Source organism: Streptomyces sp. NPDC032472 (assembly GCF_040636955.1).
Taxonomy (GTDB): domain Bacteria; phylum Actinomycetota; class Actinomycetes; order Streptomycetales; family Streptomycetaceae; genus Streptomyces.
Window position 1 is genome coordinate 1 of sequence record NZ_JBEZVK010000019.1, and the last position, 15858, is coordinate 15858.

Below are 15858 nucleotides of genomic sequence, written 5' to 3' on the forward strand. Positions count from 1 at the left end.
TTGCGGACCCCCGGTCAGAGGCGTAGGCGGAGCCGCTGGGCTTCTGGGGCTCCGCCCCAGACCCCGTGCCTCAATCGCCGGCGAGGCTGGATTTGCGAACCCCCGGTCACAGGCGTAGGCGGAGCCGGCCGGGCTTTCTGGGGCGCCGCCCCAGACCCCGCGCCTCAAACGCCGGCGAGGCTGGAAGGTCCCCCCGCTTCGACAGCGAGGGCAGGATTGGGGAATCCACCCCACTGAAGCGAGGGCAAGGGTGGGGTGACCCCGCGCTGGAGTCAGGGCAGGGTCCGGGGCGTTCAGTGCCGGAAGTGGCGGGTCAGGGAGTGCGGACGCCCTCGCAGATTCGGGATTCCGGGCTGTCCGGGGTCCAGCGGCCGCGTGCGCGGCCCAGGGCGCATACGTCGGCCGGGCGGACCGGCAGCTGGTCCAGGACCTCGCGCGGAAGCTCGGCCTGCGCGGCGGGCCGTGGCGCGGGCCCGGCCGACTTGCCCCCCGCAGGCCGCTCGGCCGGCTTGCGCGGCTCCGGGATGTCCGGGACCGGCGGCGCAGTGGCCGGGGCGGCCGCGCCGGCCGGGGCCCGGCCCGTCCCCGTGGCCGAAGCCGTCGGCTCCCGCGGCACCGCCTTCAGCGCCTCCAGCGCCGGCGCCTGCACCTCCACCGCAGCCCCCGGCCCGCCCCGCGGATCGTGCCGGGGCGGCGCCGCCCCCGTCGTCCCGGGAGCGCCCGCCGGCTGCATGGAGGCGGGGGTCACATTCACACAGCCGGAAACGGCCGACACGGCGCCGGCGACCGAGAGCAGCAGCTTCGTCGAGGTTCGGGTGGTGTGCACTCGGGCAACTCTGCTGTGCGAGCACCCGGTTGTGGAAACCCGGAGCCGATATTGACCCCGCACGGGTGACACGCATCCGCCGGACACCCGCGCGGCTCCTCGGCCAACCGGGCCCCCGCCGCCAGGGATTAAGCTGCGGTGGTCCCCCGAGGAACAACCAGGAGGTATGCGGTGAAGGTCGGCGTCATCGGACTGGGCGACATCGCCCAGAAGGCGTACCTGCCCGTCCTGACCGCCCGCCCGGGCCTGGAGCTGCACCTGCAGACCCGCACCCCCGCCACCCTCGAACGGATCGGCGAGATCCACCACGTCCCCGTGGAGCGCCGCCACACCGGCCTTGACGGGCTGCTCGCGGAGGGCCTGGACGCGGCGTTCGTGCACGCGCCGACCACCGTGCACCCCGAGATCGTCGCGCGGCTGATCGAGGCCGGCGTGCCGACGTACGTGGACAAGCCGCTCGCGTACGAGCTCGCCGACTCGCGGCGGCTGGTCGAGCTCGCCGAGGACCGCGGGGTCCCGCTCGCCGTCGGCTTCAACCGCCGCCACGCGCCCGGCTACGTCCAGTGCGCCGACCACCCGCGCGAGCTGATCGTCATGCAGAAGAACCGGGTGGGACTGCCGGAGGACCCGCGCACCCTCGTCCTCGACGACTTCATCCACGTCGTCGACACCCTGCGCTTCCTGCTGCCCGGCGAGGCCGACCACATCGACGTCCGGGCCGTCGTGCGCGACGGCCTGATGCACCAGGTCGTCCTCACGCTGTCCGGCGCCGGCTTCACCGCGCTCGGCATCATGAACCGGCTGTCCGGCTCCACCGAGGAGATCCTGGAGGTCTCCGGCCAGGACACCAAGCGGCAGGTCGTCAACCTCGCCGAGATCATCGACCACCGCGGCCAGCCGACCGTGCGCCGCCGCGGGGACTGGGTGTCGGTGGCCCGCCAGCGCGGCATCGAGCAGGTCGTCGACGCCTTCCTGGAGGTCGTCGACGCGGGCAAGCCGCTCAGCGCCCGGGACGCGCTGCTGACCCACGAGCTGTGCGAGCGGGTGGTGCTGTCGGCTCTGGAGCAGGCTTCCTGAGCCCGAGGGAGCGGGTTCCCGCGACCGTGCAGTACGCGGCCAGCAGCACCAAGGCCAGGCCCGCGGGCCAGTTGCCGAAGCGGACGTAGAGCGTAGTCCCGCGGGCGAGCGGGACCTCGTACACCTGCGCCTCGCGCGCGGAGCCGGACAGCGCCGGGCCGATCTGCTCGCCGCCCGGGGCGTGCACGGCGCTGATACCGGTGAGGGTGGCGTGCACCACGGGGCGGCCGGTCTCCGCGGCGCGCAGGGCGGCCAGCGAGGCGTGCTGGGCCGGCGCCCAGCTGTTCTGGAAGGTGGAGGTGGCCGACTGGGCGACGAGCAGGGCCGCCCCGTCGCGGGTCAGGCGGCGGCTCATGTCGGGAAAGGCCGACTCGAAGCACACCAGCGGGCCGATCCGGACGTCCGGCCGCCCCGGCAGTCCCATCAGGACCGGGGCCGCGCCGCGGCGGCGGTCCTCGCCCGCGGCCTTGCCGACGGAGGTGGCCCAGCCGAGCAGGGACCGGGCCGGTATGTACTCGCCGAAGGGGACCAGGCGCATCTTGTCGTACCGGTCCCCGGTGGGGCCGCCCGGGCCGACGAGCACGGAGCTCTTGTAAATGCCGGTGCCGGTGCCGGTCCCGGACCCCGTTCCGGCAGCGGTGCCGGCCGCCGCCGGACGGCGGGCGTCGACGTTCACCAGGAGCGGGGCCCCGACCTCCGCGGACAGGGCGGCCAGTCTGCGGGACAGGTCCGGGCGCGCCGCCAGGTCCGCGCCCATACTGCTCTCGCCCCACACCACCAGGTCCACCGGCCGCCCGGCCAGGGCGCGGGTCAACTGCTCCTCCAGCGCGAAGCGCCGCTCCGCGCTGTCCGGGCCGTCGGCGACCAGGCCCGGCTGGACGACGGCCACCCGCAGCGTGCCCGAACCGCCCGCGCGCTCGGCCCGCGGCACCCACAGCCACACCGCCCCCGTCAGCACCGCACACCCCGTCACCCCGGCCACCGCCGGGAGCCGGGCCGCGGGAGCCGTGAGGAGCAGCACCACCGCACAGTTCACCGCCACCACCAGCAGGCTCACCAGCCACACGCCGCCCACCGAGGCCAGCCGCAGCGCCGGCGGCACCTGCCACTGGCTCGCCCCCAGCAGCCCCCACGGCCCGCCCAGCCCCTGCCACGACCGGGCCAGCTCCGACAGCAGCCAGCCCGCCGGTACGAGCAGCAGCGCGGCCCCGGCGCGCCCCGGCCGCGGGTTCCCGGCGAGGAGCTCGCGCACCAGCAGTGCCCAGGGGATCCACAGCAGGCCGAGCAGCGCCGCCAGCGGCAGCAGGAACACGTGGAGGCTGGGCAGCAGCCAGTGGTGCACGGCCACGATGAACCCGGCGCCGCCGAGCCAGCCCTCCAGGGCCGCCCGCCGCCCGGTCGGAGCCGTCCTCAGCAGCAGCATCCAGGGCACGAGGGCCACGTACGCGAACCACCACAGCGCGGGGGCGGGGAAGGCCAGGCACGGCAGCGCCCCGGCGGCGGCCGCGGCCGCCGCACGCCAGCACCGGGTCTGCCTCGTCAGCATGACGCGCCTCCGCTCTCAGTGTGGGACAGGGCAGGGCCGGCGGCCGCTCAGGGGGAGAGGTGGCGCCACTTCTCGTGCACGGTGACCCGGGTGAGCCGCCAGCCGTCGTGGGCGGTACGGGCCAGGGCGAAGGTGTAGCGGCCGGCCGCGGTGAAATTGGGGGCGGTGGCGGCCGCACCGGTCCCGGCCCCGCTCTCGGCCCCGCCCGTGTCGAGCCGCATCGGGTTGACGAAGTCCGCCCGGACCTCGGCCAGATCGGCCGGCCAGCCCACCCGGTTCTCCAGGCGGACGAGCCGGTTGACGATGAGGTGCTGGCGCACCGGGAACAGCTTCATGGTCTCCGCGAGCCACTCGGCGACCTCGCCGGCCGGCCCCTCGATCCCGCCCGCGGAGGTGTAGTCGGCCCGCCCGCCGGGCGCGAACAGCGAGCGGTACGCCGCCCAGTCGCCGTCGTCCACGGCCACCGCGTACCCCGTGACCACCTCGTCGATCGCCAGCCGGTCCATGACCGTGGCGAGGTCCACACGCTGCGTCATCGGGTCAGTGTGGGGGCGCCGGGCCGCGAGGCCAAGGGGTGTGCGCGCCACCGGCGGCTTCCGGGCGGGATCAGTGGCCGGAATGCCCCTCCCGCTGCTGTACCACGACCAGGAACGCGTCGCTGGCCAGGTCCATCACCACCTCGGCCGGCACGCCCTCGCGCAGCCGTTGCGCGGCGTACTCCTCGGCGGGCCAGCTTCCCCGCGGACTCCCGGCCGGGAAACGCTCCAACACCACGCGGCCCATGGGACACCCCCTGCTGTCTTGCCTTCGGGTCTTTTGCGGTCTCACCCGGCACAACGACGCAAAGGCCGCCCGGGAACGTTCCCGGGCGGCCTGGCGGTTCATGCGTGGGGGTGACGGCCGGGGTGACGGCCGGGCGTGCGCTATCCGGCGGACTCGCCGGCGTGCGGGCTCAGGACGTCCGTGCCGACCAGCACGAACAGGGCGATGCCCAGGGCGATCCGGTAGATCACGAACGGCATGAAGCTCTTGGTGGAGATGAACTTCATGAACCACGCGATGACGGCGTAGCCGACGACGAAGGCGATCACCGTGGCGAAGATGGTCGGGCCCCAGACGATGTGGCCCGGGCTTTCGACCACGTCCTTCACCTCGAACGCCCCCGAGGCCAGGACGGCGGGAATGGCGAGGAGGAAGGAGTAGCGGGCCGCGGCCTCGCGCGTGAAGCCGAGCAGCAGGCCGCCGGAGATCGTCGCACCCGACCGGGAGACGCCCGGGATCAGCGCCATCGCCTGGCAGACGCCGAAGATCAGGCCGTCCTTGACGCTCAGCTGCCGCAGCGTCTTGCGCTCGCGGACGGCGCGGTGGCGGCCGCCCTCCTCGTCGCGGGCCGCGAGCCGGTCGGCGACGCCGAGGACGATGCCCATCACGACGAGCGTGGTGGCGGTGACCCGCAGATCGCGGAACGGGCCCTCGATCTGGTCCTTGAGCGTCAGGCCCAGCACGCCGATCGGGATCGAGCCGACGATCACCAGCCAGCCCATCTTGGCGTCCTGCTCCGACCGCAGCGACGCGGTGTACAGCGAGCGGAACCAGGTAGAGATGATCTTCGCGATGTCCTTGCGGAAGTAGATCAGCACGGCGGCCTCGGTGCCGATCTGCGTGATCGCGGTGAAGGCCGCGCCCGGATCCTCCCAGCCGGCGAATGCCGCGGTCAGCCGGAGGTGGGCGCTGGAGGAGATCGGGAGGAACTCCGTAAGCCCCTGGACGAGACCGAGGATTAGGGATTCGAACCAGCTCATGTCGGGGTGCGCTCGTCCTTGTGATCGTCGGGCAGTTCGGGTCCGATGCTAGGGCCCGTGGGAAACGGCTCCGACCACAGGGGGGTGCTGGGCGAGGGGCTCGGGCTCCCCGGCCGTCTTCGCGGGTGCCAACCGGTGCCGCTTGCGCCAGCCGACGACCGCCGCGGCCACCGCCGAGACGGCGATGAAGCCGAACGAGACGAGGAACGCGGGCGAGCCCGGCGAGGAGGCGCTGGACCCGGCGACCACGTACGCGGCGGTGTTCGGTACGACCCCGATCGCGGTGGCCGTCAGGAAGGGCAGCCAGCCGCAGCGGGAGAACGCCGCGCAGTAATTGGCCACCGCGAAGGGCAGCCCGGGGAAGACCCGCACGGCCAGCATCGAGCGGAAGCCGTGCCGAGCCAGCTGGTCGTCGGCCGCCAGCAGCCAGCGCCCCCGCAACAGCGGCCGCAGCGCGTCGCGGCCCAGGGCCCGGCCCAGGCCGAAGGAGATCCCGGCGCCGAGCACCGATCCGGCCACCGCGGCGGCCAGGCCGAGCGGGGCGCCGAACAGGGCCCCCGCGGCCAGGTTGAGCAGGGGGCGCGGGACCAGGGCCGCCGTGCCGGCGCCGTACGCGGCAGCGAAGACGAGCGCCGCGGCGCCCTTCGGCAGATCCGGCGGCAGGCCCTCCGTGAGGAGGCGCTGGGGCTCGTACAGCAGCGCGCACGCGCCGGCCGCGGCCAGCAGCACGGCGAGCAGCGCCAGCCGGATCCACGGCGCCAGGAGGAGGGACATCCCGGGAGCGTAACCGACGCAAGCGGCGGGCCGCCGTAATCCAGGCCTCATGCGGAGGAACGGCCGGCGACCCGCGCACCGCACGGCCCGCGCCCGTCGTTCGCGCCCGTCGTTCGCGGCCGGGACGCCCAAGGGCCCGCGGGTGCACGGAAATTCATTCGACGGGCCGCCGCCGGTCCGGCAGGATCGGCCCCATGTTCCGGCACGCCTTCCCCGCAGCGCCGTCCGCAGTCGCGGACGCGCCGAAGGCTGCCGCCCTTCTCTTCGAGGCACAGGCGCAGGCGCCGGCGCAGGACCTGGCGCAGGCACTCGCCCTGGCACTGGCCCTCGCCGCCGTCGACGGCGCACGAAGCTGACCCTTCCCGGACAGTCCGGCGGGCCCCACAGGGGGAGGGTCGGCTCGTTTCCAGGGGTCCCGTTCCGGCTCCGGCCGGTTGTGAGAGCACCGAAGAACACGGGAAGAGACATCATGGCCAAGACGGCCTTCGTGCGCACCAAGCCGCACCTGAACATCGGCACCATGGGTCACGTCGACCACGGCAAGACCACCCTCACCGCCGCCATCACCAAGGTCCTCGCCGAGCGCGGCGGCGCCTCCTTCGTGCCGTTCGAGCGGATCGACAGGGCCCCGGAGGAGTCCCGGCGCGGCATCACCATCAACCTCACCCACGTCGAGTACGAGACCGACACCCGGCACTACGCCCACGTGGACATGCCCGGGCACGCCGACTACGTCAAGAACATGGTCACCGGCGCCGCCCAGCTCGACGGGGCGATCCTCGTCGTCTCCGCCCTCGACGGGGTCATGCCGCAAACCGCCGAGCACGTGCTCCTCGCCCGGCAGGTCGGCGTCGACCACATCGTAGTCGCCCTCAACAAGGCCGACGCCGGCGACCCCGAGCTCACCGACCTGGTCGAGCTGGAGGTCCGCGAGCTGCTCACCGCCCACGGCTACGGCGGCGACAGTGCGCCGGTCGTACGGGTCTCCGGGCTCGGGGCGCTGGAGGGCGACCCGCGGTGGACCGGGGCGATCGAGGCGCTGCTCGACGCGGTGGACACCTACGTCCCCATGCCGGTGCGGTACACGGAGGCGCCCTTCCTGCTGCCGGTGGAGAACGTGCTGACCATCACCGGACGCGGGACCGTCGTCACCGGCGCCGTCGAGCGCGGCACCGTCCGCATCGGCGACCGGGTCGGCGTGCTCGGCGGCGACGGCGAGCCCGTCGAGACGGTGGTGACCGGCCTGGAGACCTTCGGCAAGCCGATGGAGTCCGCCGAGGCCGGGGACAACGTGGCGCTGCTGCTGCGCGGGGTGCCGCGCGACGGGGTGCGCCGCGGCCACGTGGTGGCCGCGCCCGGCAGCGTGGTGCCCCGGCGCCGCTTCACCGCGCAGGTGTACGTGCTGTCCGGCCGCGAAGGCGGGCGCACGACGCCGCTGTCGACCGGCTACCGGCCGCAGTTCTACATCCGCACCGCCGACGTGGTGGGCGACGTGGACCTGGGCGCGGCGGCGGTGGCCCGGCCGGGCGAGACGGTCACGATGACCGTGGAGCTCGGGCGGGACCTGCCGCTGGAGGCGGGGCTCGGCTTCGCGATCCGCGAGGGCGGGCGGACGGTGGGCGCGGGGACGGTGACGACCGTCCTCGGCTGACCTGCGCGGTGTGACGCGGGAGATGTGGGGCGCCCCGGCTGCGGCCGGTGCGCCCCGCGGCAGTCGGCGTCGGCGGCCGTCCACCCCGCCGTGGGGGCGGCCCGCCCGGTGGGCGAGACTGCCCTCGACACGGGCGCGGCGGCGAAGGGCGGGCGGGATGGACGGCGGTACGGCACTGGTGCTGGGCGGCGGCGGGCTGACCGGCGTCGGCTGGGAATCCGGGATCCTGTACGGGCTCGCGCAGGCGGGCGTGGACCTGGCCGCCGGCGCCGACCTCGTCGTCGGCACCTCGGCCGGCTCGCTCGTCGGCGCCCAGCTGGCCTCGGGGCTGCTCACGCCGCAGGAGCTGTACGAAAGCCAGCTCGGCGACGCGGCCGGCGAGCCGGTGGCCCGGTTCGGCGCGGGCCTCATCGCCCGGTACGCCGTCGCCATGCTGCGCTCGCGCGACGCGGTGGCCTACCGGCGGCGGGTCGGCGCCCTCGCCCTGGCCGCCCACACCGGCGGGGAGGAAGAGCGCCGCACGGTGCTGCGGGCCCGGCTCGGCTCGCCCGACTGGCCCGGGCGCAGGCTCCTGGTCACCGCCGTCGACGCCCTCACCGGCGAGCTGACCGCCTTCGACAAGGACAGCGGGGCCTCGCTGCTCGACGCGGTCTCGGCGAGCTGCGCCGTGCCCGGGGTATGGCCGCCGGTGACGGTCGGCGGGCGGCGCTTCATCGACGGCGGGATCCGCTCGGCGACCAACGCGGACCTGGCCGCCGGATACTCCCGCGTGGTGATCGTCGCACCGATCACCCTCGGGTCCGCGCTCGTCCCCTCGCCGGCCGCCCAGGCGGCGAAGCTGCGGGCGGCGGGCGCCCGGGTGCTGCTGATCACCCCGTCCGCGCAGGCGCGCAAGGCCTTCGGGCGCAACCTGCTGGACCCCGCGCGGCGGGATCCGGCCGCGCGCGCCGGGCTCGCGCAGGCCGCGGAGCACGCCGCGGAGGCGGCCGCGGTCTGGGCGGGCCCGGCGGTCTGAGGGCGCGGCCGGACGGATCGTCCCGCTGCCGGACAATGGTGCCGTGAGCGACGAACAGATCCCGGTGATCCGGGACGTGGGCCAGGGCACCGCCAGGCTGATGCCGGACGTGGACCGGGACCGGGCCTGGCTGCTGACCGTGGACGGCGCCCCGCAGTCGTACGTGGACCTCGACGATCCGCTCCACCTGGAGTTCGAGTACGCACGCCGCCTCGCGCACGTCCTGGACTGCGCCGCGGAGCCGGGCGCCGCGCTGGACCTGCTGCATCTGGGCGGCGGCGCGCTGACGCTGCCCCGGTACGCGGCGGCGACCCGGCCCGGCTCCCGCCAGGAGGTCGTCGAGTTCGACCGGGGGCTGGTGGACCTCGTCGCGGAGCACCTCCCGCTGCCGGCCGGATCGGGGATCGCGGTGCACGCGGCAGAGGCGCGGGTTTGGCTGGCGCAGGCGCCGTCCGGCAGCGCGGACGTGCTCGTCGCCGATGTCTTCGGCGGCTCGCGGGTGCCGGCGCAGCTGACCTCCGTCGAGTACGCGCGGGAGGCGGCGCGGGTCCTGCGGCCGGGCGGGATGTACGCGGCGAACCTGGCCGACGGGGCGCCGTTCGACTTCCTTCGGGCCCAGCTGGCCAACTTCCGGACGGTGTTCGGGGAGCTCGCGCTGATCGCGGAGCCGGGGGTGCTGCGCGGGCGCAGGTTCGGCAACGCCGTGCTGCTCGCCTCGGACCGGGAGCTGCCGGTGGGCGCGCTGGCACGGCGGTGCGCGGCGGACGCCTTTCCCGCGCGGGTGGTGGCGGGGTCGGATCTGGCCCGCTTCCTGCGCGGGGCCGCACCGGTGGCCGACGCCGACGCGGCGCCCTCCCCCCAACCCCCGCCCGGCGCCTTCAGCCTCGGCTGAGGTACGGGCCCGCACTCCAGCCCCGCCCCTCAGGCAACCAGGCTCCGCCGGGCACCGGGCTCCGCCGGGCACCGGGCTCCGCCGGGCACCGGGCTCCGCCCGGACCCGCGCCTCAATCGCCGGCGGGGCTGGGTTTTGCCGGTCTCTCGTCACGGCCGTCGGCGGAGCCGGCTGGGCGTCCGTGCTATTCCCTCGCCTTCGAAGCCGGGGCCCGGCAACTCCAGCCTCGCCGGCGTTTGAGGCGCGGGGTTTGGGGCGGAGCCCCAAGGATCCCGGCTTCGCCGGGTACCGGGCTCTGCCCGGGCCCGCGCCTCAATCGCCGACGGGGCTGCATTTGCCGGCCCCCGCTTCGAAGGGCAGCGGGGCTGGATGTGCCGAACCCCCGCTTCGGAAGTGGGGGGCTGGACGGTGGCGGTGTTCAGGTGCCGGCGGAGGACCCTGCCGGGGCGGCGGCGGTCGCGGCGGCGGCGGTCGCGGGGACGGAGTCGGTGGGGCGGGGGGCCGAGCCGGACTTCGGGGGTGAGGGGCGGCGGGTGAGCCGGCGGACGTCGGGGACGGCCAGGACGGCGGCGGTGACCAACACGACCAGCGCGGCGCAGCCCCACAGCGCGGCGGTGCGGCCGACGGCCGACTCGACGGGCCCCGCCACGGCAGTGGCCAGCGGCAGCATCGACACCGACCCGAACCAGTCGTAGGCGGAGACCCGGGAGAACTTCTCCTCCGGGATCTCCTGGTGCATGGTCGTCATCCAGTTCACGCCAAACACCTCGATTGCGGTCCCGCTGACGAACATCACCGCGCACAGGCCCCCCACGGGCAACGGCACGGCCAGACCGGCCGACGGCAGCGCCAGCGGAAACACGCACAGGGTGCCGACCAGCAGCAGCCGCCGCGGCTTCCACACCATCATCAGGACCGCACCGGCAATGGTGCCGGCACCGAAGCAGGCCAGGGCCAGGCCCCAGGGCGCCGGCCCGCCCAGCCGCTCCCGGGCGACCAGGGGCCCGTACACCGCCTCGGCGGCGCCGACGACGGCGACGACCACGGAGAACTGGAGCACGATGCTCCACAGCCAGGGCCGGGTCCGGAACTCCACCCAGCCCTCGCGCAGGTCGGCCAGCAGCCCGCCGCCGGCCGACCGTTCGGCTGCGCGGCCCACGTCCAGGGCGGCGCGCAGGGCTCCGGCGAGGGCGAACGCGCCGGCGTCGACGGCCAGGACCCAGCCGGGGCCGATCGCGGCGATCAGTGCCCCGCCGAGGGCCGCGCCGCCGATGCCGGCGCCGTTCATGGCCATCCGGAAGAGGGCGAAGGCGCGGTTGGCGTGCTCGCCCCCGACGCTGGAGAGCAGCATGCCCTCGGCGGCCGGGTTGAAGAAGGCGGTGCCCGTGCCGCAGAGCGCGGTGAGCAGCATCATCTGCCACAGCTGCGGGTCGCCGGCGAGGACGAGCACGGCGAAGGCGGCCTGCGACACGCAGTTGAGGGCGTTGGCCGCGACCATGACGCGGTGCCGCGGCAGCCGGTCGGCCAGCGCTCCGCCGATCAGCAGGAACAGCACCAGCGGCAGGGTGCGGGCGGCCGCCACGAGGCCGACGTCCGCACCGGACCCGCCGACCTCCAGGACGGCGAACGCCGAGGCGATGAGCGCTCCGTGGCTGCCGAGGTTGGTGATGACGGCGGCGCCGGTCAGGAGGCTGTAGTTGCGGCCGGCCCAGGCGGGCGGCCGCAGGCGGCGTGCGGACGGGCGGTGCGGTGCGGCTGAGGGGGGCTTCACCCTCGGACTATCCATGCCCCGGGCCGCGAATCCAAACGGATATCGGGCCCGGGGAACGGATCGGATCCGGCGGGACGGGAGCCCCCGGCGGGCTCCCTCCGGTCAGCCCGTGCCGACGCCGTTGAGGCGGACCGAGCTGAGGATCTTGTCCATCGTCTCCTGGGGGACCTCACCCTCCACACCGGCGGCGGTGAAGAGGATCCAGCTGGAGAAGTCGCCGTTGGCGGTCTTGAAGCTGAACGCGATGGTCTTGCCGTCGCGGGAGCACTTGTTCTCCTTGGGCACGCCGAGCGCGGTCGCGGTCGCCATGTGGCCCTTCAGGCCGGAGGAGGTGGTGTACTCCTTCGGCTCGGAGACCTTCACGGTGCCCTTCGGCGCCTTCTGCGCGAACGCCGCGAACGCCCAGTTGCCGGCCTCGTTCTTCACGGCCTCGGCGGTGTCCTTGGCGCCCTGGCCGCCCTTGGTGCCGGTGCCCGCGAGCTCGGTCTTCTCCTCGCGCCCGTCCTTGTTGGAGTCGATCTTGCACCAGTCCTCCTTGAGGAAGGCGGGTGCGGAGAAGCCGATGATGGGCTTGCCGTCGTTCTTGACGTCGTCCGTGAAGCTGGCGATGACACCGGGGTTGGCGACGTTCCACTCCGGCGGCACGTCGAAGGCCGTGCCGTACTTCGGGTTGACGACGACCTTCCAGCCCGGGATCACCGGCTGGATGTCGCCGCCGGCGCGCGGGTTGGCGCCCGAGGCGGAGGGTGCGGCCGACTCGGGGGTCGAGGCCGACGCCGAGGCGGCCGGCTTGTCGTCCGCCACGTCGTTCTTCTTGTCGTCCCGGGTCAGGACGAACGCGCCGGTGGCGGCCGCCGCGACGACGACCGCGGACGCGGCGACGATGGCCACGGTCTTGGTGGAGAGCCCGCCGCCCCCGCCGCCGTTCGGCGGGGCCGGTACGGCCTGCTGGGGCTGGGTCCACTGCTGGGCAGCGGGCTGGGGCTGCGTCGGGTAGCCCGCCTGCGGGTATCCGTAGCCGGGCTGCTGCTGGTACGGGTTCGGCTGCCCCGGCTGCTGCTGGTACGGGTTCTGATGCGCGTCCTGAGGGTTCTGCTGTCCCCCGGGCGGCTGCTGCTGTCCTGGCCACATGGCCGGTAACGATAGTGGGAGCGGCTTACATGAGCCACGGCCGCCCCCGCAAGAGGTCTGGTCAAGCCCATCTACTCGTGGGTAACATCCGGTTCCATGAGCGCAGACCAGATGAACGTGGGCGAACTGCTCGCCGCGACCGTGCCGATGGCCCGGACCCTGAACCTCGAGTTCCTGGAGACCACCCCCGAGCGTGCGGTCGTCCGGCTGCCCGACCAGCCCGACTACCACAACCACGTGGGCGGCCCGCACGCCGGCGCCATGTTCACCCTGGCCGAGTCCGCCAGCGGCGCCATCGTCCTGGCCGCCTTCGGCGACCAGCTCTCGCGCGCCGTGCCGCTCGCCGTGAAGGCCGAGATCGGCTACAAGAAGCTCGCCAAGGGCGTCGTGACCGCCACCGCCACCCTCGGCCGCCCGGCCGCCGAGGTCGTCGCCGAACTCGACGCTGGCGGCCGCCCCGAGTTCCCGGTCACCATCGCCATCCAGCGCGAGGACGAGGCCGTGACCGGCGAGATGACCGTCGTGTGGACCCTGCGCCCGAACGCGTAGGGGTGCAGCGGGGAGCGCGAGTGCGGGGCCGTGCCTGACGGGCACGGCCCCGCTGCGGTTAGAGTCCGTGCGACGCCACACGGAGGAGGCCCCATGGCCGGTCGTGCCAAGGTCGACATCAGTCTGGACGCCGAGCTCGTGGTGGAGGTGATGGTCCTCGCCGGAGTCGGCTCGCCGCAGGACGCGGTGGAGGCCGTCGTACGGGACTACATCGCCCGCGGGCACCGCACCGAGGCGCGCGTGCAGGCGCAGGACGAGCCGCGCCGCACCGCCGACACCGTCGAGCAACCGCCGCAGGGCTGAGTGCGTCCGTACGGCTGGGGCCGAAGAGCGGATAGGCTGCCCGTTCGGCGTGCCACAGGGGACGCGCCGGGACGAATCGGGAGGACGTACCGGTGCACATCCAGGAATGGCTGGAGACGATTCCGGCGGTCAGCATCTATCTCCTGGTGGGCCTGGTCATCGGGCTGGAGAGCCTCGGCATCCCGCTGCCGGGGGAGATCATCCTGGTCAGCTCCGCGCTGCTCGCCTCGCAGCACGGGCAGATCGACCCCGTGGTGCTGGGGATCTGTGCGACCACCGGGGCGATCGTGGGCGACTCCATCGGCTACGCGATCGGGCGCCGCGGCGGCAAGCCGCTGCTGGAGCGGCTCGGCCGGCGCTTCCCCAAGCACTTCGGCCCGGACCAGGTGGCCCAGGCGGAACGCTCCTTCGAGAAGTGGGGCATGTGGGCCGTCTTCTTCGGGCGGTTCGTGGCGCTGCTGCGGATCTTCGCCGGGCCGCTCGCGGGCGTGCTGCACATGCCGTACTGGCGCTTCCTGGTCGCGAACGTCCTCGGCGGCATCCTGTGGGCGGGCGGCACGACGGCCGCCATCTACTCCATCGGGATCGTCGCGGAGCCCTGGCTGAAGGGCTTCTCCTGGGTGGCGCTGGTCATCGCCCTGCTGATCGGGCTCACCGCGACGCTGGTGGTGCGCAGCCGCATGAAGAAGGCCGCGGCGGCGGCAGCCGCCACGGCCGGCGCGGCCGTGGCGGCCGACGCGGAGCCGGCGCCCGCCGAGCGCTGACCCCCGCCGAGGACTTGGCCCGCGGCGGCCGGGGCCGGCCGCCTTGCGCCGGGGCACGCGCGCCGGGCCCCCGCGGTGCCCGCTCCTCGCTACGCGCCCGGCGTCATCGCGGCGCGGTGCTGCTTGGCCAGCTCCACGTACATGGCGGCGTTGACCTTGATGCCCTCGCGCTCCTCGTCGGTCAGCTCGCGCCGCACCTTGGCCGGCACGCCGGCCACCAGCGAACCGGGCGGGACCACCATGCCCTGCGGGACCAGCGCCTGCGCGGCCACCAGCGAACCGGCGCCGATGACCGCGCCGTTGAGGACGGTGGCGCCCATGCCGATGAGGCAGTCGTCCTCGACGGTGCAGCCGTGCACCACCGCGTTGTGGCCGATGGAGACGCGCTCGCCGATGGAGACCGGGAAGCCGGGGTCCACGTGCAGGGTGCAGTTGTCCTGCACGTTGCTGTCGGCGCCGAGCACGATCGGGCCGCAGTCGGCGCGCAGCACCGCCGAGTACCAGATGCTCGCGCCCGCGCCCAGGGTGACGTCGCCCACGACCACGGAGGTGGGCGCGGTGAAGGCCGTCGGGTCGACCTGCGGGCTCTTGCCGGCCACGCCCGCGACCAGTGCCTGGCGTTCGTCCGCGTGTTGCGTCATGTTCTCTTCCTCAGTCCGCTGCCGCCGTGTCCGGCGTGCCTGGTGTGCCTGACGTGTCGCGCTACCGGCACCGTAGGGCACGCGCCCGCGCGACCGGCGATGGGGTGAAGATCACGGCGCGGGCGGGGCGCCCCGCGCGCTACGGTGGCCCGGTGCCGAAGAACCAGAACACGTTCTCATCCCTGACCGCGCTGCGCCGCAAGCTCGCCAGCCGCGCGGCCCACGCCGGCTGGCGCTGGATGCAGCGGGCCGGAGCCGTCACGGCCCAGACGCCGGGCCGGCTCCGCTTCGGCGCGATCGGGCACGGCACCCGGCTCGCCTTCCCCCAGGGCACGGTCTTCGGCGAGCCGTGGATCCACCTCGGGGAGCACTGCATCATCGCCGAGCAGGTCACCCTGACCGCCGGGATGATGCCCGACCTCGACCTCGGGGCCGAGCCGGTGCTGGTCATCGGCAACGGCGTCGTGCTCGGCCGGGACACGCACGTCATAGCCGACACGCGGATCACCATCGGCAACGACACCTTCTGCGGGCCCGGGGTGTACATCACCTCCACGAACCACAGCTACGACGACCCGGACGAGCCGGTCGGCCGGCAGTGGCCGCGCAGCGCGCCGGTGGAGATAGGCCCCGGCTGCTGGCTCGGGACGGGCGCGGTGATCCTCCCGGGCGCGCGGCTGGGGCGCAACGTGGTGGTGGCCGCCGGATCCGTGGTCCGCGGCGAGGTGCCCGACCACGCCGTGGTGGCCGGTGCTCCGGCCCGGATCGTCCGCCGCTGGCTCCCGGAGACCGGCTGGCAGCCCCCGCTGCGCACCCCGGCCCCGGTCCCGATCCCCGACGGCGTCACCCCGGACCAACTGCGCGCCCTCGCGGAGCTGGCGGAGCAGGAGGCCGAGCAGCTCCCGGCGCCCGAGCCGGCGCCCGAGCCGGCGTCCGAGCCTGCCTGAGCCGGGCAGGGCGAGCAGCAGGGGCCGGTGCTGTGACCGGAAGGGTTCACCGGGTCGCGACGCCCGGCACGGCACCGCGCCGCGTTGTCGGACCTCGCACGTACGTCCAGTACGAGCCGAGGCCCTCCGCCTTGCGACGCACCGCACCGGACGCCGCGACCCGGCAAAC

Annotated in this window: 18 protein-coding genes; 9 read left to right on the plus strand and 9 right to left on the minus strand. The window is 74.5% G+C overall.

All coding sequences use genetic code 11. The annotated features are described in order from the left end of the window. Positions 1-313: 313 nt before the first annotated feature. Positions 314-826: a hypothetical protein gene (locus AB0F11_RS15070; RefSeq protein WP_362172651.1), complete on the minus strand. Its 513-nt coding sequence runs from the start codon at positions 824-826 to the stop codon at positions 314-316. Positions 827-997: 171 nt separating this feature from the next. On the opposite strand from AB0F11_RS15070, the gene AB0F11_RS15075 reads away from it, so the two are divergent. Continuing rightward, complete coding sequence (locus AB0F11_RS15075) at positions 998-1903, plus strand: Gfo/Idh/MocA family oxidoreductase (protein WP_362172654.1); 906 nt, start codon at positions 998-1000, stop codon at positions 1901-1903. Here the strand turns inward: AB0F11_RS15075 and lnt are convergent. From lnt to AB0F11_RS15100, 5 genes are all read right to left on the minus strand, one after another. Beyond that, positions 1827-3449: an apolipoprotein N-acyltransferase gene (gene lnt, locus AB0F11_RS15080; protein ID WP_362172657.1), complete on the minus strand. Its 1623-nt coding sequence runs from the start codon at positions 3447-3449 to the stop codon at positions 1827-1829. The genes AB0F11_RS15075 and lnt overlap by 77 nt on opposite strands. Before the next feature lie 47 nt (positions 3450-3496). After that, positions 3497-3985: a nuclear transport factor 2 family protein gene (locus AB0F11_RS15085; protein WP_362172660.1), complete on the minus strand. Its 489-nt coding sequence runs from the start codon at positions 3983-3985 to the stop codon at positions 3497-3499. A 70-nt stretch (positions 3986-4055) separates the two neighbouring features. Continuing rightward, entirely contained in the window at positions 4056-4223 is a 168-nt protein-coding gene (locus tag AB0F11_RS15090) for a hypothetical protein (RefSeq protein WP_362173020.1), read from the minus strand. 149 nt (positions 4224-4372) lie between these two features. Beyond that, entirely contained in the window at positions 4373-5251 is an 879-nt protein-coding gene (locus AB0F11_RS15095; RefSeq protein WP_362172663.1) for an undecaprenyl-diphosphate phosphatase, read from the minus strand. Positions 5252-5299: 48 nt separating this feature from the next. Further along, complete coding sequence (locus AB0F11_RS15100) at positions 5300-6025, minus strand: VTT domain-containing protein (RefSeq protein WP_362172666.1); 726 nt, start codon at positions 6023-6025, stop codon at positions 5300-5302. A gap of 194 nt (positions 6026-6219) precedes the next feature. Between AB0F11_RS15100 and AB0F11_RS15105 the strand changes: the two genes are divergently transcribed. The 4 genes from AB0F11_RS15105 to AB0F11_RS15120 all read left to right on the plus strand — a co-directional run bounded on the left by AB0F11_RS15105 (position 6220) and on the right by AB0F11_RS15120 (position 9583). After that, positions 6220-6381 carry a hypothetical protein gene (locus AB0F11_RS15105; protein ID WP_362172669.1) on the plus strand — a complete coding sequence of 54 codons (162 nt, stop codon included), beginning with the start codon at positions 6220-6222 and terminating at the stop codon, positions 6379-6381. A 113-nt stretch (positions 6382-6494) separates the two neighbouring features. Then, complete coding sequence (gene tuf / locus AB0F11_RS15110) at positions 6495-7676, plus strand: elongation factor Tu (protein ID WP_362172672.1); 1182 nt, start codon at positions 6495-6497, stop codon at positions 7674-7676. Positions 7677-7833: 157 nt separating this feature from the next. Further along, positions 7834-8691: a patatin-like phospholipase family protein gene (locus tag AB0F11_RS15115; RefSeq protein WP_362172675.1), complete on the plus strand. Its 858-nt coding sequence runs from the start codon at positions 7834-7836 to the stop codon at positions 8689-8691. 100 nt (positions 8692-8791) lie between these two features. Then, the gene (locus tag AB0F11_RS15120; RefSeq protein ID WP_362172987.1) at positions 8792-9583 is read left to right on the plus strand and encodes a fused MFS/spermidine synthase; all 792 of its coding nucleotides are present in this window, start codon (positions 8792-8794) and stop codon (positions 9581-9583) included. A 418-nt stretch (positions 9584-10001) separates the two neighbouring features. Here AB0F11_RS15120 and AB0F11_RS15125 read toward each other — a convergent pair whose 3' ends face one another. Then, positions 10002-11369 carry an MFS transporter gene (locus AB0F11_RS15125; RefSeq protein ID WP_362172678.1) on the minus strand — a complete coding sequence of 456 codons (1368 nt, stop codon included), beginning with the start codon at positions 11367-11369 and terminating at the stop codon, positions 10002-10004. 87 nt (positions 11370-11456) lie between these two features. Further along, positions 11457-12485 carry a hypothetical protein gene (locus AB0F11_RS15130; protein WP_362172681.1) on the minus strand — a complete coding sequence of 343 codons (1029 nt, stop codon included), beginning with the start codon at positions 12483-12485 and terminating at the stop codon, positions 11457-11459. Between the two features lie 96 nt (positions 12486-12581). Here AB0F11_RS15130 and AB0F11_RS15135 point away from each other — a divergent pair, with 96 nt between their 5' ends. From AB0F11_RS15135 to AB0F11_RS15145, 3 genes are all read left to right on the plus strand, one after another. Continuing rightward, positions 12582-13034, plus strand: coding sequence for a DUF4442 domain-containing protein (locus AB0F11_RS15135; protein WP_173429180.1), 453 nt, complete (start codon positions 12582-12584; stop codon positions 13032-13034). Between the two features lie 93 nt (positions 13035-13127). After that, the gene (locus AB0F11_RS15140; RefSeq protein WP_362172684.1) at positions 13128-13337 is read left to right on the plus strand and encodes a DUF2191 domain-containing protein; all 210 of its coding nucleotides are present in this window, start codon (positions 13128-13130) and stop codon (positions 13335-13337) included. Positions 13338-13429: 92 nt separating this feature from the next. After that, entirely contained in the window at positions 13430-14101 is a 672-nt protein-coding gene (locus AB0F11_RS15145; protein WP_362172687.1) for a DedA family protein, read from the plus strand. 89 nt (positions 14102-14190) lie between these two features. Here the strand turns inward: AB0F11_RS15145 and AB0F11_RS15150 are convergent, their stop codons facing one another. Next, complete coding sequence (locus AB0F11_RS15150; protein WP_362172690.1) at positions 14191-14742, minus strand: gamma carbonic anhydrase family protein; 552 nt, start codon at positions 14740-14742, stop codon at positions 14191-14193. Between the two features lie 152 nt (positions 14743-14894). On the opposite strand from AB0F11_RS15150, the gene AB0F11_RS15155 reads away from it, so the two are divergent. After that, positions 14895-15689: an acyltransferase gene (locus AB0F11_RS15155; protein ID WP_362172693.1), complete on the plus strand. Its 795-nt coding sequence runs from the start codon at positions 14895-14897 to the stop codon at positions 15687-15689. Positions 15690-15858: the final 169 nt, after the last annotated feature.

Coding starts and splice junctions, on each gene's coding strand:
- lnt (WP_362172657.1), bottom strand. CDS start 3,449: ATGCTGACGAGGCAGACCCGGTGCTGGCGTGCGGCGGCCGCGGCCGCC.
- AB0F11_RS15085 (WP_362172660.1), bottom strand. CDS start 3,985: ATGACGCAGCGTGTGGACCTCGCCACGGTCATGGACCGGCTGGCGATC.
- AB0F11_RS15095 (WP_362172663.1), bottom strand. CDS start 5,251: ATGAGCTGGTTCGAATCCCTAATCCTCGGTCTCGTCCAGGGGCTTACG.
- AB0F11_RS15100 (WP_362172666.1), bottom strand. CDS start 6,025: ATGTCCCTCCTCCTGGCGCCGTGGATCCGGCTGGCGCTGCTCGCCGTG.
- AB0F11_RS15105 (WP_362172669.1), top strand. CDS start 6,220: ATGTTCCGGCACGCCTTCCCCGCAGCGCCGTCCGCAGTCGCGGACGCG.
- tuf (WP_362172672.1), top strand. CDS start 6,495: ATGGCCAAGACGGCCTTCGTGCGCACCAAGCCGCACCTGAACATCGGC.
- AB0F11_RS15115 (WP_362172675.1), top strand. CDS start 7,834: ATGGACGGCGGTACGGCACTGGTGCTGGGCGGCGGCGGGCTGACCGGC.
- AB0F11_RS15120 (WP_362172987.1), top strand. CDS start 8,792: ATGCCGGACGTGGACCGGGACCGGGCCTGGCTGCTGACCGTGGACGGC.
- AB0F11_RS15125 (WP_362172678.1), bottom strand. CDS start 11,369: ATGGATAGTCCGAGGGTGAAGCCCCCCTCAGCCGCACCGCACCGCCCG.
- AB0F11_RS15130 (WP_362172681.1), bottom strand. CDS start 12,485: ATGTGGCCAGGACAGCAGCAGCCGCCCGGGGGACAGCAGAACCCTCAG.
- AB0F11_RS15135 (WP_173429180.1), top strand. CDS start 12,582: ATGAGCGCAGACCAGATGAACGTGGGCGAACTGCTCGCCGCGACCGTG.
- AB0F11_RS15140 (WP_362172684.1), top strand. CDS start 13,128: ATGGCCGGTCGTGCCAAGGTCGACATCAGTCTGGACGCCGAGCTCGTG.
- AB0F11_RS15150 (WP_362172690.1), bottom strand. CDS start 14,742: ATGACGCAACACGCGGACGAACGCCAGGCACTGGTCGCGGGCGTGGCC.